This window comes from Patulibacter ginsengiterrae, assembly GCF_056269115.1.
Map to the genome: position 1 here is coordinate 123,094 of NZ_JBWDOG010000006.1, position 13,562 is coordinate 136,655.

The 13,562-nt window shown below is 72.5% G+C and carries 13 protein-coding genes; 5 read left to right on the forward strand and 8 right to left on the reverse strand.

The features are described from left to right. Window positions 1-55: 55 nt before the first annotated feature. Together ACVUH9_RS10910 and ACVUH9_RS10915 are read right to left on the reverse strand one after the other, a co-directional pair. Complete coding sequence (locus ACVUH9_RS10910; protein WP_475756764.1) at window positions 56-298, reverse strand: DUF1653 domain-containing protein; 243 nt, start codon at window positions 296-298, stop codon at window positions 56-58. A 2-nt stretch (window positions 299-300) separates the two neighbouring features. Further along, window positions 301-1,455: an aldo/keto reductase gene (locus ACVUH9_RS10915; protein WP_475756766.1), complete on the reverse strand. Its 1,155-nt coding sequence runs from the start codon at window positions 1,453-1,455 to the stop codon at window positions 301-303. A gap of 62 nt (window positions 1,456-1,517) precedes the next feature. On the opposite strand from ACVUH9_RS10915, the gene ACVUH9_RS10920 reads away from it, so the two are divergent. From ACVUH9_RS10920 to ACVUH9_RS10930, 3 genes are all read left to right on the forward strand, one after another. Then, the gene (locus tag ACVUH9_RS10920) at window positions 1,518-2,816 is read left to right on the forward strand and encodes a TIM44-like domain-containing protein (RefSeq protein WP_475756767.1); all 1,299 of its coding nucleotides are present in this window, start codon (window positions 1,518-1,520) and stop codon (window positions 2,814-2,816) included. Window positions 2,817-3,029: 213 nt separating this feature from the next. After that, on the forward strand, window positions 3,030-3,731 hold the full coding sequence (locus tag ACVUH9_RS10925) for a TIM barrel protein (RefSeq protein ID WP_475756769.1): 702 nt from the start codon (window positions 3,030-3,032) through the stop codon (window positions 3,729-3,731). Between the two features lie 172 nt (window positions 3,732-3,903). Continuing rightward, entirely contained in the window at window positions 3,904-4,902 is a 999-nt protein-coding gene (locus ACVUH9_RS10930) for a hypothetical protein (RefSeq protein WP_475756771.1), read from the forward strand. A gap of 54 nt (window positions 4,903-4,956) precedes the next feature. On the opposite strand, the gene ACVUH9_RS10935 is transcribed toward ACVUH9_RS10930, so the two are convergent. After that, window positions 4,957-7,128: a phosphoinositide-specific phospholipase C-related protein gene (locus ACVUH9_RS10935; RefSeq protein ID WP_475756773.1), complete on the reverse strand. Its 2,172-nt coding sequence runs from the start codon at window positions 7,126-7,128 to the stop codon at window positions 4,957-4,959. A gap of 9 nt (window positions 7,129-7,137) precedes the next feature. Then, window positions 7,138-7,596 carry a DCC1-like thiol-disulfide oxidoreductase family protein gene (locus ACVUH9_RS10940; RefSeq protein WP_475756774.1) on the reverse strand — a complete coding sequence of 153 codons (459 nt, stop codon included), beginning with the start codon at window positions 7,594-7,596 and terminating at the stop codon, window positions 7,138-7,140. A 172-nt stretch (window positions 7,597-7,768) separates the two neighbouring features. Here ACVUH9_RS10940 and ACVUH9_RS10945 point away from each other — a divergent pair, with 172 nt between their 5' ends. Further along, entirely contained in the window at window positions 7,769-8,680 is a 912-nt protein-coding gene (locus ACVUH9_RS10945) for an acyl-CoA desaturase (protein ID WP_475756776.1), read from the forward strand. Here ACVUH9_RS10945 and ACVUH9_RS10950 read toward each other — a convergent pair. The 4 genes from ACVUH9_RS10950 to ACVUH9_RS10965 form a co-directional block, all read right to left on the reverse strand. Then, the gene (locus tag ACVUH9_RS10950) at window positions 8,677-9,129 is read right to left on the reverse strand and encodes a hypothetical protein (protein WP_475756778.1); all 453 of its coding nucleotides are present in this window, start codon (window positions 9,127-9,129) and stop codon (window positions 8,677-8,679) included. The genes ACVUH9_RS10945 and ACVUH9_RS10950 overlap by 4 nt on opposite strands. A gap of 239 nt (window positions 9,130-9,368) precedes the next feature. Then, window positions 9,369-10,031, reverse strand: coding sequence for a GntR family transcriptional regulator (locus tag ACVUH9_RS10955; protein ID WP_475756780.1), 663 nt, complete (start codon window positions 10,029-10,031; stop codon window positions 9,369-9,371). Window positions 10,032-10,062: 31 nt separating this feature from the next. Then, window positions 10,063-10,935 carry a 3-hydroxybutyryl-CoA dehydrogenase gene (locus ACVUH9_RS10960; protein ID WP_475756782.1) on the reverse strand — a complete coding sequence of 291 codons (873 nt, stop codon included), beginning with the start codon at window positions 10,933-10,935 and terminating at the stop codon, window positions 10,063-10,065. A 156-nt stretch (window positions 10,936-11,091) separates the two neighbouring features. Further along, window positions 11,092-12,222, reverse strand: a complete 1,131-nt coding sequence (locus ACVUH9_RS10965) for an acyl-CoA dehydrogenase family protein (RefSeq protein ID WP_475756963.1) — start codon at window positions 12,220-12,222, stop codon at window positions 11,092-11,094. A gap of 99 nt (window positions 12,223-12,321) precedes the next feature. Here ACVUH9_RS10965 and ACVUH9_RS10970 point away from each other — a divergent pair, with 99 nt between their 5' ends. Next, on the forward strand, window positions 12,322-13,530 hold the full coding sequence (locus ACVUH9_RS10970; protein ID WP_475756783.1) for a CaiB/BaiF CoA transferase family protein: 1,209 nt from the start codon (window positions 12,322-12,324) through the stop codon (window positions 13,528-13,530). The last annotated feature ends 32 nt before the right edge of the window (window positions 13,531-13,562 follow it).

Below are 13,562 nucleotides of genomic sequence, written 5' to 3' on the forward strand. Positions count from 1 at the left end.
GTGGCCGGGAGCGGCCGCGACCGAACCCGGCCGGTCCCGCGCCCGCGTTCGTGCCTCAGTCGATCGGCGCGAACCGCGGGCGGGTCTCGCCGTCGACCTCGACGGTCTCGACGAACATCGCCTTCGGGCGGACCCAGAGGCCGTGCTCGCCGTAGAGCGCGCGGTAGACCACGAGGACCTCCTCCGTCTCGCTGTGCCGGGCCTCGAACAGGACCTCGTACTCGGGTCCCTTGTAGTGGCGGTAGCGACCGGGGCGGACCTCCGGCCCGTCCCCGCCCGCGGCGTCGGTCCCGGCCACGGTCAGATCGCCGTCTTGACCAGCTGCTGGTCGGGGTCGATCCCCCACCGGCGTGCGGCCTGCATCTGCGGCGTCCCGATCGCCCACTGGTCGGGGCGCTCCTCGCCCTCGAAGACCGGCGAGGCACCCTTCAGGTCCATCGAGCCGGAGTTGTCGCCGTACTCGGTGATCTTCACCAGCTCGGTCTTCGCGAGCCGGATCTCGGCCGGCAGCGCGGCAAGCTCGTCGCGCTTGGCGAAGATCGACGTCGGCTCGACTGCCATCGGACCGGTGGCCGGCAGCTCCTGGATCAGCGTCGGCACGACGCACGAGACGGCGGGCTGAGCGAGCGCCCACTGGGCAGCAGTCTGCATCGGGGTGAGCCCCCGGGCGCGGCCGATCTTGGCGATCCGGTCGACGATCCCGACCCCGCGCTCGACCCAGCCGTCGGGACGGAAGCGGCGGTGGTCGTACTCGCCGAGCGGCGTCTCGGGGCGCAGGTCGCCCCAGAAGATCCCGCCGTAGTCGACGACCCGCGCCAGCACCTGGACCTCGTGCTCCTCGCAGGCGGGCAGGACCAGACGGCCCGGCCACGGCTCGAGCGGGCCGAGGATCAGCATCGCCCAGTCGATCCGGTCGCCGAACCGCTCGAGGCAGCTGAGGATGTCGAGGGTGAAGCCGTTGGCCGGCCCCGGGGCGATCCCGATCGCGTCGGCCAGGCCCTGGTCCTTGAGGTCCTGCATCGCGTCCCAGACGACCTCGGACGAGTAGCCGATCCGGTCCGGGTTGTGCAGCATCAGCAGGTCGAAGCGGTCGACCCCGCAGCGCTCGAGGCTGCGCTCGGTCGCCATCTTCAGGTAGTCGGCGTAGCCCTCGGGCCCGCGCAGGGCCGGGTCGGTGAAGCGCGGGAAGCCCTTCGCGCCCTGGCGCTCGCCCTCGTAGAAGTCGTGCCCGACCGCGCCGACCAGCCGCACCTCCGACCGCGGCGTGTCCGCGATCGCCTTGGCCACGACCCGGTCGCCCTCACCCTCGCCGTAGACGTCGGCGGTCACGATCGTCCGCAGACGCCCGACCGGTCGGAGCAGCTCGACCAGCTGCTCCTCTTCGAGCTGCTGCCCGAAGTGCATGAACCGTCCACCACTCCAGGCGCCGAGTGCCGCGTGTCCCAAGTCGACCATCCCCAGAGCGTACGGGGCGAGGGCCGTACGCCGCCCGCGCCCCGCTGACAGGATGTCGGTCTGTGCTGACCGTCACGTCCACGCTGCTCACGCCCCTACTCGCCCAGGCGGGCTCCGGTTCATCGGGCTTCTCGGGTGGGGGCGGCGGTGGAGGCGGCTATTCGGGAGGCGGAAGCTCCGGGGCCTCGGGCGGCGGGGAGACCAGCGGCGGCGCGCTGGTGCTGATCTTCGTCGGCCTGTTCCTCTTCGTCGTGGTGCCGGCGGTCGCCGCCTGGCTCTCCCGCCGGAAGCGGGCCAGGGCCCGTCAGCAGCGCGACGCCGAGGTCCGCGCCGCCGCGGTCGTCGCCGCCGAGGACGACGCGAAGTTCGATCCCGAGCGCCTGATCCCGCTGGTCGAGGCGCTGGTCGTGCGGGTCCAGACGGCGTGGTCGACGGGTGACCGTCCGACGCTCGCCGCGGTCCTCGGCCGCGACCTGCTCGTCGAGTGGGAGCGGCGGCTGGACGACTTCGAGCAGCGCAGCTGGCAGAACCGCGTCGAGCTGACGCATCGTCCGGAGGTCCGCCTGATCACGGTCCTCAACCGGACCGCCGACGGCGACGACCGTGCCGTCGTCCACGTCCAGATGCCGATGAAGAGCTGGGTCGAGACGCCCGCGGGACGGAAGTACCCCAACGGCCAGGACGGCCCGCAGATCCAGCTCGCCGAGTACTGGACGATCGCCTGGCACGCCGAGCAGTACTGGTTCCTGCTCTCGATCGAACAGGAGCTGGAGGGCGCGCACCATCTGACCGAGACGCTGGTCCTGACCCCCGACCAGGATCCGGAGCTGGCCGGCGACGCCCGCACCGAGATGGCGGCCGATGACGCCGCCGGCGACGGCGGAGCGGTAGCCAGCCTCGTCGCGACCAGCTTCAGCGGGGACGCCCGGGCCGCCGCGCTCGACCTCTCGCTGGTCGACGACCGCTTCAGCCCCGACGTCCTCACGATCGCGGTCGATCGGGCCGTCGCCGCCTGGGCCACGGCGATCGACGGTGCCGACGACGCCCTCGAGCGACTCGCCGCCCCCGAGGCGATCCAGACCCTGCTCTACGGCGCCGACCAGAGCGAGACGACCCGCACCGTCGTCCGCGGCCCACGCGTCACCTCGGTCGCGATCGAGTCGGTCGCGGGCGGCGAGGGCCGCTCGGCGACGATGGAGGTGGCGCTGCGGTACCGGGCCCGCTGGTACCGCGAGGACCGCGACACCGTCGCCCTGATCGCGGGCTCTCGCGACCGGGAGACGGAGCAGGGGCAACGCTGGCGCTTCGAGCTGACCAACGACCGTGAGAACCCCTGGCGGTTGGTCTCGGCCTCCGTCTGACCCGGTCGAGCGGGGCGCCGACGCGCCCCGCAAGCAGATCCGCGCGTCCGCCGCGGAGCGTCGTTCGCTCTGTCACGCTGCCTCTCCGTGCTGGACCAGTTCGCCCCCCTCCCGCCCGCCGCTCCGCTCCGCTCGACCGCCGGATCGCCCTCCCCGACGGCCCCTGCAAGCGGGCCCGGCATCGCGTCCGAGCGGCGTCCTACTGTCGGTGGCATGGCTTCCTCCGTGACCGTCGACGCTCGGACGAGTGGGCCGCTCTCGACCCACCATCCGCTGGGCACGTCGACCGGTCACCTCGTCGAGCTGCGCGGCCACTGGGACCTGCTGGTCCACCGCGCGCTCGATGTCTCGACGCTCGCCGCCGAGCTGGCGGCGCTCTCCGAGCCGGAGTTCCTGAGCCTCTGCACCTGGCTCGACGAGACCAGCCGCGAGCTGCCGTTCCGGTTCCTCAGCATCCACGCGCCGACCAAGCACCGCGAGCTGCCCGAGGCCGAGCTGGTCGCGCGGCTGCGGGCGCTGCCGCTCTCGATCGACGCGCTGGTCGTCCACCCCGACTCGATCGAGGACCCGGCCCACTACGCCTCGCTCGGCCGCGCGCTGGTGCTGGAGAACATGGACTCCCGCAAGGCGACCGGCCGGACCGTCAACGAGCTGGCCCCGCTCTTCGACCAGCTGCCCGACGCCGGCTTCTGCCTCGACGTCCCCCACGCCCAGTCGATCGACCCGACGCTCGAGGAGGCCCACCGGCTGCTCGACGCCTACGGCGAGCGGCTGCGCCACGTCCACCTCAGCTCGCTCGACGAGGGCTGCCACCACATCGCCTTGACGGCGGCCGACGAGGAGGCCTTCGCGCCGGTCCTCTCGCGCTGCCGCGACGTGCCGTGGATCCTCGAAGCGGACCTGCCGGCGCGCTGACCGGCGGCGGAGTCGGTTCCCGCCGGACCGCCGCTCGCCGTCTCCACCCGCCGTCGTGACGTTCCGGCCGGAGCCGGCCGACAGGCGTCTTCGGCCCGCGCCGGACGCGTGTTCGCGGACGTTCGATCGGCTCGCACGATCAGCTTGGCGCCCGCGCGGTAGCGTCCCGGGCGTGATCGAGACCCCACAGGGCGCGCTGGAGCGGTTGGCCGAGCACAGTCGTCGTGGCTTTCCCCACCTGATCGCCGCCCGCCAGCGGACCGGGGTCGACCTCGAGGCGATCCGCAAGCGGCTACGCGACGTCCCCCGCAACGACGACGCCTCGGTCGTCCTGATGGGCTCGTGGGGCCGGCGCGAACGGACCCAGGGCAGCGACGACGACTTCCTCGTGCTGGTCGGCGGCGAACCACGCCCGGACGCCCGACCACACGTCGCGCTGCTCGACGGGATCCTCGGCTCGGGCGAGGCCAAGCCCGGGACCCAGGGGATCTTCGGCCAGCAGGTCTTCGTCGGTCCGATGGTCCGCCACATCGGACTCGAGGACGACAGCAACGCCAATCTGACCCAGCGGATGCTGCTGGTCCTGGAGTCGCTGCCGGTGGTCGGCCGCGAGGCCTACCGGGCCTCGCTCACGCAGGTGATCGACGGCTACCTCGCCGACCACGCCAAGGACCACAGTCCCCCGCGCTTCCTGCTCAACGACCTGATCCGCTACTGGCGGACGATCTGCGTCGACTTCGCGGGCAAGGCGCGGACCGACGAGCGCAAGTGGGGCATGCGCAACGCCAAGCTGCGCCTCAACCGCAAGCTGCTGTTCGCCGGCGGCCTGGTCCCGGTCCTGCTCTGCCACCAGCACCGCCGCGAGGAGCAGCCGGAGTTCCTCGTCGACCAGCTGCAGGCGCCCCCGACCGACCGCCTCGCCGACGCCTTCCTGCGCCACGACGCGACCGACGAGGGGCTGCGGGCGCTCGGCGCCTACGACCGCTGGATCGGGATGCTCGACGATCCCGAGATCCGGGCGCGACTGACCGCCCTCACCCACCGCGACGCTGCCGCCGATCCGCTCTTCCGCGACGTCCAGCGGCTCGCCCGCGAGTTCGAGCAGGGCCTGCTCGCGCTGCTCTTCGAGACCCGCCTCGGGCCGCTCGTCCGCGAGTTCGGGGTCTTCTAGCGGCGCTCGCCCCGGTAGGCCCCAGCGCCACCGGCCGGGATCGCCCCGGCCGGCTCAGCCGTGGTCGCGGGCGATCTGCTCGTTCAGCTCGCGGGTGACCCCGACCACGTCGCCGACCTTCCAGAAGTCGACGGCCAGCAGGTTCGCCGTCCGGTCGCGCAGCTTGCGGCAATGCTCGACCTGCTCCAACAGCGCGGCGCGGCCGTTGACCGCGACCGCCTCCGAGGGCCGCGGCGGAACCGTGCCGAGGAAGTGGTTCATCAGGAACAGCGGCGCCGTGCGCGGCCCACGGTTGACGGCGCACCCCTCGTCGCCGAGCAGCTGCTTGCGGGTCTGGAGGTTGTACGGGGTGTCCTGGGAGATCTCGAACTGCTGGTGCATCCAGGGGATCGTGCCCGCGTCCTCCTCGACCATCACCAGCACCCGGCCCCCGTCGCCGACCATCTCGCCGAGCGTCGGCATCGGCGAGACCGAGCCCTTCCAGACCAGGTCGAGCAGCCCGCTCTCGCGCATGACATCAGCGAACCGCTCCGGCGTGGTCTGGTCCTCGACGCTGAGGATCACGACCTCGTCCGGGTTCGCCAGCAGGAAGTTGCGGATGTCGCGCAGGCTGTCGACAGCGCGGACGGCGCCCAGCTCGCAGAAGCCGTGGCAGAGGAAGACCTCCGACGGCTGCTTCTCGCCGCCGCTCAGCCGCCCCCGCAGGCGCAGCGCGGTGCGGGTCGCGTCGGGGCCGATCCCGCTCTCGATCTTCTCCAGGCTGTTGGTGCCGGGCGCGATCCGGGTGTAGACCCCGCGCGACGTCCGCTGGCCCTCGTGGGTGTCGATCAGAAAGCCGCGGATGCCGCCCGCGAGCTGATCGGCGATCCCCGTCTCCTGGTTCGCGAGCAGGAACCCGTCGTCGGCCGCGGCGTTGGAGTTGTGGGTCGACGCCAGCACGACCTGGTCGAGCCGCAGGTCGCAGAGCTCGGTCGCCCCGTTGCAGCGGGCCGGCCCGAACCGCGGCGTGCTCAGCGACTGCTCGGTCGCGCCGCCGATCACCACCAGCCCGATGATCAGGGCCGCCCCGACGGCGAGCCCGCGGCGGAGGCCGATCCGGGCGCCGAGCGCCTTCAGCCGGGCCCCGAGCGGACGGGCGACCTCGTCCCCGTCCGGTTCGTCGCCCGCATCCGGCTCCTCCCCCGCCCGCGCCTCCGCGCCGGTGCGCAGCAGGACCTCGAGGCCGACCACCAGCAGCGCGACCCCGGCGACCGTCGCCACCACTCGCAGCGCCAGCTCGCGGTCGAGCAGCAGCACGGCGCCCGAGGCCGCGGTCAGTCCGGCCAGCACGCGCCGGCCCCGCGGGTCCTCGTCGATCCCGGTCAGCCGGCGCCGGACGGTCGTGGTCAGCGACTCGCGGCGGGTCAGGGCGCCGACCGCGACGACCAGCACCAGCCCGGTCGCGACCGCGGCCGTCCCGAGCGAGACGACGTCCCCGAGGAACGCGTCGTAGACGGCGAAGCCGATCTCCCGGGTGTCGGGGCCGGTCAGCGCGCCGACGGTGATCGCGCGCACGATCAGGTGGACGACGATCGTGCCGAGACCGGCGGCGGCGATCCCGAGGCCGGTCGAGCGCAGCGCCGCCATCCGGTCGCGGCGGACGAGCACCGATCCCACCAGCAGGATCAGCGCCAAGACCGTCGCCAGCCACGAGAGCACCCGCAGCGTGTGGCCCGCCTCGGTCACGGCGCCCATCACCTCGGCCGCCTGGCCGTCGTCGATCGAGACCAGCGCGGCGTCGATCCCCTCCGGTACCTGCTTGGCCACGTTCGGGTTCAGGGTCCGGAGCGTCTGGACCGCGAGCAGCCCGAGGTTCCCCAGCCGCAGGACCGCCGTGTCGGGATCGCCCGCGACCGCGGTCCGGTGGAGCTGGCGGGCCGCCGTCCGGACCAGGCCCTGCGCGGCCGACGAGCCGACGGCGGCGATCGTCGCGCTGCGCACGATCGGCTGGACGGTCAGCAGATCCGGCTCGACCGCGAGCAGCCGGTCGGTGATCCGGTCGCCGACGACCTCGGAGACGGCCGGCTCGCTGATCGCCTTGCCGGCGGCGGCGACGAACCGCCCCTCGTCGAGCACGGCGAGCCGGAGACCGGTCAGGCCGAGCGCGACGACGGCCAGCAGCACGCCCGCGACCAGCAGCGCTCGTGCGGCCCGGGGCCGGTCCTGCTGTGGTCGACCGCGCGCCATCGCGCGATCCTAGCCGTGAGGGGACGCCGCGGGCGGGTCGCTCGACTCGGCGACGTCCGCCAGCAGCCCCGGCAGCCGGGCCTCGGCCGCCTGCTTCCAGCGATCGGGTAGCAGCCGCGAGATCGCGACCCGCCGCGCGGCGACCCGCCGGTAGGCCGCCGACGCGACCGGGCGCGGCAGCAGCCGCGCGACCATCAGCGCCGCTCGCAGCCCCGGGGCCTGCACGCGCGCCCCGACGACGTCGAGCACGTCGGCCTCGCTGCGCAGCCGCTCGCCGTCCCAGACGTGCCAGCTCTCGAGCCGGCGCCGCTCGGGCAGGTGCCCCAGCCGCTGGTCGCCGAGCGGCCCCTGGATCGTGGCCAGCCGCAGCGTCCCCGGCCGCGTCCGCCGCACGAGCCCGACCACGCCCCAGGCGCAGAAGCGGCAGTCGCGGTCGTAGAACAGGATCGCGGGCTCGACGGGCGGCACGCGACCCAGCCTACGCCGGCCGGGAGCCCGGAGCGGACTACGCAAGAAGTGATGAATAACGCCGGTTCAGTTCTCGCTCTCGGCGGCGGGAAGGCGGCCTGCTTGCGCATACCCTGAGTCCATGCCCGAAGTCGCCTCCCCCGAAGCCGCCGCGCCTCGACCCCATAAGACCATGTCGCGGGCGACGCGCTACGTGAACATCGTGGCCGTCGCCGTGCCCTTCATCGGCGTCCTTATCGCGATCGTCCTGCTCTGGAACAAGGCCGTCAGCTGGTTCGACATCGCGATGCTGGTCGGGATGTACCTGTTCAGCGCCTTCGGCGTGACGGTCGGCTACCACCGGATGCTGACGCACGGCTCGGTCCAGGCGCCGAAGTGGGTCCGCTACCTGTTCGTGATCGCCGGCTCGACCGCGATCGAGGGCCCCGCCCTGATCTGGGCCGCCGACCACCGCAAGCACCACGCCCACACCGACCAGGAAGGCGACCCGCACTCCCCGCACATCGGCGGCGGCGAGGGCCTCAAGGGCCTCTGGCACGCCCACGTCGGCTGGCTCTGGTCGACCGAGATCGAGCGCGGCTGGCCCCGCAAGCACACGCCGGACCTGCTCCGCGACAAGGGCCTGGTGCGGATCTCCAAGGCCTTCCCCTACATCGCGCTGGGCGCCCTGGCCGTCCCGTTCCTGGCCGGCTGGGCCTACCACGGCAGCATCGCCGGCGGACTCCAGACCTTCATCTGGGCGGGCCTGGTCAAGGTCTTCTTCATCCACCACGTGACCTGGAGCGTCAACTCGATCTGCCACTTCTCGGGCTACCGCCGGTTCGACATCGACGACCACTCGCGCAACAACCCGGTGCTGGCGATCCTGACCCTCGGCGAGTCGTGGCACCACAACCACCACGCCTTCCCGCGCTCGGCCTCGCACGGCATGCGCTGGTACGAGGTCGACCTCTCGGCGCTGCTGATCAAGGGCTTCGTGGCCGTCGGGCTGATGAGCAAGCCGGTCTACATCTCCCGCGAGAAGCAGGCCGAGAAGCTGGCCGGCGCGACCCCGCGCGGCGAGGTCGCCAGCGACGCGGCCTAGGGCCGCTTGCGGCTCGCGATCTCGTCAGAGAGCTGCTGCACACGGGCGGGGTCCGCGTCCCGGGCAAGGGCGACGTAGTGGTCCATGACGGCCGGCCGGTAGCGCACGGGCAACGTCTGTCCTGGGGCGAGTCGGGTGAGCTCGGTGATCGTGAGGTTCTCGTCGGCGATACCGCGGAACGAGATGCCGTCGGCGGTCTCCACGTCGAACATCAGGACCACGCGTGGACTGCCGTCGCTGCTGACCTCCCGCCAGTCGACGAGAACGCCGAGCGCCAGCGCCCCCGTACGCAGTTCCGCATTGCGCTTCCATGCACCACTGCTCAGGAGCGGGTTCGGGGCGACGCCCGGGAAGTCGGGCCCGACGCCGAGCGATTCCCGACTCAGGTCGGGCCTGAGCTGCGCCATCAGATCGTTGAGCTTCTTCTTCTGCTTCTTCGAACCGAACATCCTGAGCCCTCTCTCACACTGGTGCCGGAATCTCGGCCTGGCGCTTCGCCCTCACCGCGATCGTACGTCACGGCCTTTCCCGACCACCGTCGCGTCGTCCCGTCCCGATGGGGTCGCCGTCTGCGGTCGCGGACGGGCTCGGTCGAGAGCAACCGAAACGCGACGCGGGACCAGAGCTCCAGCCAGAACGCTCGACCTCTGCCAGACACGCCCTAGGGCGACCGCGGTCCGGACGGCCGCTACTCGCCGTCGCCGAGGATCCCGCGCAGGACGATCAGCGCCCGGCCGCGGTGCTCGTCCAGCTCGACGACCAGCCGGTCGGCGTCGCGGTCGCGGAGCGCCTCGAGGATCCGGTCGTGGGCGTCGGTCGACGCGTGCCGCTCCTCGGGGACGTTGTAGTACAGCGCTCGGTAGGCCTCGGTCGAGTCCCACAGGACCCGGATCAGCTTCTGGGTGTGCGGCCGCTGCGGCGCCTCGAGGATCGCGAAGTGGAAGCGGCGGTTGGCCGCCAGCTCCGCGGCGACGTCGCCGGCCTCGATCGCGTCGACGCACTCCTTCGCGGCCAGCTGGATCCGCGCCAGGCTGTCGTCGTCGAGCAGCGGCAGCGCCTCCCGCGCGGCCCGCTCCTCGATCATCCGGCGGAGCTCGTAGATCTCCTCCAGATCGGCGATGTCCAGCCGCGTGACGAAGTAGCCCCGGCGCGGGATGTAGGTCAGCTGCCCCTCCTGCTCCAGGACCCGCAGCGCCTCGCGGACCGGGACCACGCTGGCCCCGATCTGCGCGGCGACGTCCTCCTGATTGACCCGCGCCCCCGGCTGGAGCGCACCGGTGACGATCGCGTGACGCAACCAGTCGACGGCGTGCTCCTGGGTGGTCTGCGGCCGCGAGGGACCGCTGCTCACCACGTCGAGCTCCGATGGGCGGGGCGTGCGATCACGGGTAGTCGTACAGCCCGTGGCCGGTCTTGCGGCCGAGCCGGCCGGCGGACACCAGCCGCTGGAGCAGGGCCGGCGGGGCGAACAGCTGCTCGCGCTGCTCGGCGTAGAGGGTCTCAGCCACGCCCAGCACCGTATCGAGCCCGATCAGATCGCTCAGTGCGAGCGGCCCCATCGGGTGCGCGCAGCCCTTGACCATGCCGTTGTCGATGTCCTTGGCCGAGGCCAGCCCCTGCTCCAGCATCCGGATCGCCGACAGCAGGTACGGGATCAGCAGGGCGTTGACGGTGAAGCCCGCGCGGTCGGGGGCGTTGATCGGGTCCTTGTGGAGCCGGTCGACCACGAACCCGCGGGCCCGCTCGGCGACCGACTCGGCGGTCAGCAGCGAGGGGATGATCTCGACCAGCGAGAGCACCGGGACCGGGTTGAAGAAGTGCAGCCCGAGCACGTGCGAGGAGCGGTCGCCGACCGCGGCGCCGAGCTCGACGATCGGGATCGACGAGGTGTTCGAGGCCAGGATCGCCTCAGGGTCCTCGACGATCTCGGCCAGCTGCTTGATGACGGCGAGCTTCGCGTCCTTCTGCTCGACGACGGCCTCGACGACCAGCTGGCGGTCGCGCAGCTCGGCGATCGAGCCGGAGGCGCGGACGCGACCGAGGGTGGCCGCAGCCTCCTCCTCGCTCAGCTTGCCGCGCTTGACGCCGCGGGCCAGCGACTGCTCGATCCGGCCGAGGGCCGCGGCGGCGGCCTCGTCGGAGACCTCGACGATCACGACGTCGCAGCCGGCGCGAGCGCTGACCTCGGCGATGCCGGTGCCCATCTGGCCGCCGCCGACGACGCCGATCCGGTCGATGTTGGTGGTCTCAGTCATCTGTCGGTCTTCTCTCTTCGTACTGCGGGGGATTCCGGGTCGATCTTCGCCCCGGGGACCGCCACGGGAGGAGGCGGCGGCGCCGCGTACCCCCCGGTCGGCGGAAGCCCGAACGTCCTCTGCGGGACGGTCGGGCAGAAGCCGTCGGGCCGGGGCTCAGCGGAAGGCGCTGATCCCGGTCAACGTCTGACCGATGACCAGCGAGTGGACGTCCGCCGTGCCTTCGTACGTCACGACCGACTCGAGGTTGTTCATGTGCCGGATCACCGGGTACTCGAGCGTGATCCCGTTCGCGCCCAGCACCTGGCGGGCGGTCCGGGCGACGTCGAGGGCCGCGTTGACGTTGCCGAGCTTGCCCATCGAGACGTGCTCGGGGCGCAGCGTGCCGGCGTCCTTCATCCGACCGAGGTGGAGCGCGAGCAGCGTGCCGCGGTTGACCTCGAGCGCCATGTTCGCCAGCTTCTGCTGCTGGATCTGGAACGAGGCGATCGGCTTGTCGAACTGGATCCGGGTGCCGGCGTACTCGAGCGCGGACTCGAAGCAGGCGCGGGCGGCGCCGATCGCGCCCCAGACGATCCCGTAGCGGGCCTCGTTGAGGCAGGAGAGCGGCCCGCGCAGCGAGGCGACCTCGGGCAGCACGGCGCTGTCGGGCAGGCGGACGTCGTCGAGCACCAGCTCGCTGGTGATCGAGGCGCGCAGCGAGAGCTTCTTGTGGATCTCCGGCGCGGAGAAGCCCTTGACGTCGGTCGGGACGACGAAGCCACGGACGCGGTCGTCGTCGGTGCAGCGGGCCCAGACGACGGCGACGTCGGCGACCGAGCCGTTGGTGATCCACATCTTCTGGCCGTTGAGGATCCAGTCGTCACCGTCGCGACGAGCGGTGGTCCGCATCGACGACGGGTCGGAGCCGGAGTCGGGCTCGGTCAGGCCGAAGCAGCCGATCGCCTCGCCGGCGGCCATCTTCGGCAGCCACTCCTGCTTCTGCTCCTCCGAGCCCCACTTCCAGATCGCGAACATCGCCAGCGAGCCCTGGACCGAGACCATCGAGCGGATGCCGCTGTCGCCCGCCTCCAGCTCGAGGCAGGCGATCCCGTAGGCGGTCGCGCTGGTGCCGGCGCAGCCGTAGCCCTCGAGGTGCATGCCGAGCACGCCGAGCTTGCCGAGCTCGGGGAACAGCTCCTTGGGGGCCGTCCCCTCCTCGAACCAGTCGCCGACGTCCGGCAGGACCTTGTCGTTGACGAACGAGCGAACGGCGTCGCGGATGGCCCGCTCCTCGTCGGACAGCAGGCTGTCGACGTTGAGGTAGTCGTTCGGGCGGGTGGGAGCTTCGGTCGAGGCCACGGGGTTCTCCTAGGGGCGTTTCCTAGATCCTATAATATCTAGCCCATGCCGAGCCACCCGCTGAACGATCTCGTCGTCCTCGACTTCTCGCGGGTGCTCGCCGGACCCCTCGCGACGATGCTGCTCGCCGACCACGGCGCGACCGTGATCAAGGTCGAGCGACCCGGCGCCGGCGACGACACCCGCTCGTGGGGCCCTCCGTACGCGGAGGACGGGACCGCGACCTACTTCCTCTCGGTCAACCGCAACAAGCGCAGCGTGACCATCGACCTCTCGACACCCGAGGGCCGTGAGCAGGCGCTGGAGCTGGCCGACCGCGCCGACGTCGTCGTCGAGAACTTCCGGCCCGGCGTGATGGACCGACTCGGACTCGGCTACGACGCGCTCGCCGCCCGCAACCCCGACCTCCTCTACTGCTCGGTGACCGGCTTCGGCCGCGGGGCCGGCGCCACGATGCCCGGCTACGACCTGCTGGTCCAGGCGCTCGGGGGGCTGATGAGCATCACCGGCACGCCCGGCGGCGAGCCGCAGAAGGTCGGCGTCGCACTGGTCGACGTGATCACCGGGCTCTTCGCCGTCAACGGGATCCTGACCGCGCTGCGCCACCGCGACCAGACCGGCGAGGGCCAGCGGATCGAGCTGAACCTGCTCTCCTGCCTGCTCGCCGGGCTCGTCAACCAGGGCAGCGGCTTCACCGCCGCCGGAGCGATCCCGCCGCGGCTCGGCAACGCCCACCCGAGCATCGCCCCCTACGAGGTCCTGCCGACCGGCACCGGCGACCTCGTGCTCGCCTGCGGCAACGACCGCCAGTTCGCCGCGCTCTGCGGCGTGCTCGGTTCACCCGAGCTGGCGACCGACGAGCGCTTCGCGACCAACACGGCCCGCGTCGCTCACCGCGACGACCTGCGGGCCGCGCTCGAGGCCCGCTTCGCGACCGGCCCGGCGGCCGACTGGGCGCCGCGACTGCTCGACGCCGGGGTACCCGCGGGCGAGGTCAACGACATCGCGGGCGCGTTCGCGCTCGCCGAGCGGCTGGGCCTGGCGCCGACCACGACCCTGCCCGGCCCCGACGGCCGCGAGGTCACCGTGCCCGCCAACCCGGTCCGGCTCTCCCGCACGCCCGCCCGCTCCGAGCTGGCCCCGCCCGCCCTCGGCAGCACCGACTTCGACGAGGCGCTCGACCTCGTGGCGATCGCCCACGCGAACCAGCGGCCGGCGGGGGCGGCAGCCACGCAGGCCGCGTCGGCGGACTGAGGCGCGGTGGTAGGCCGGCCAGCCGAGGAGAC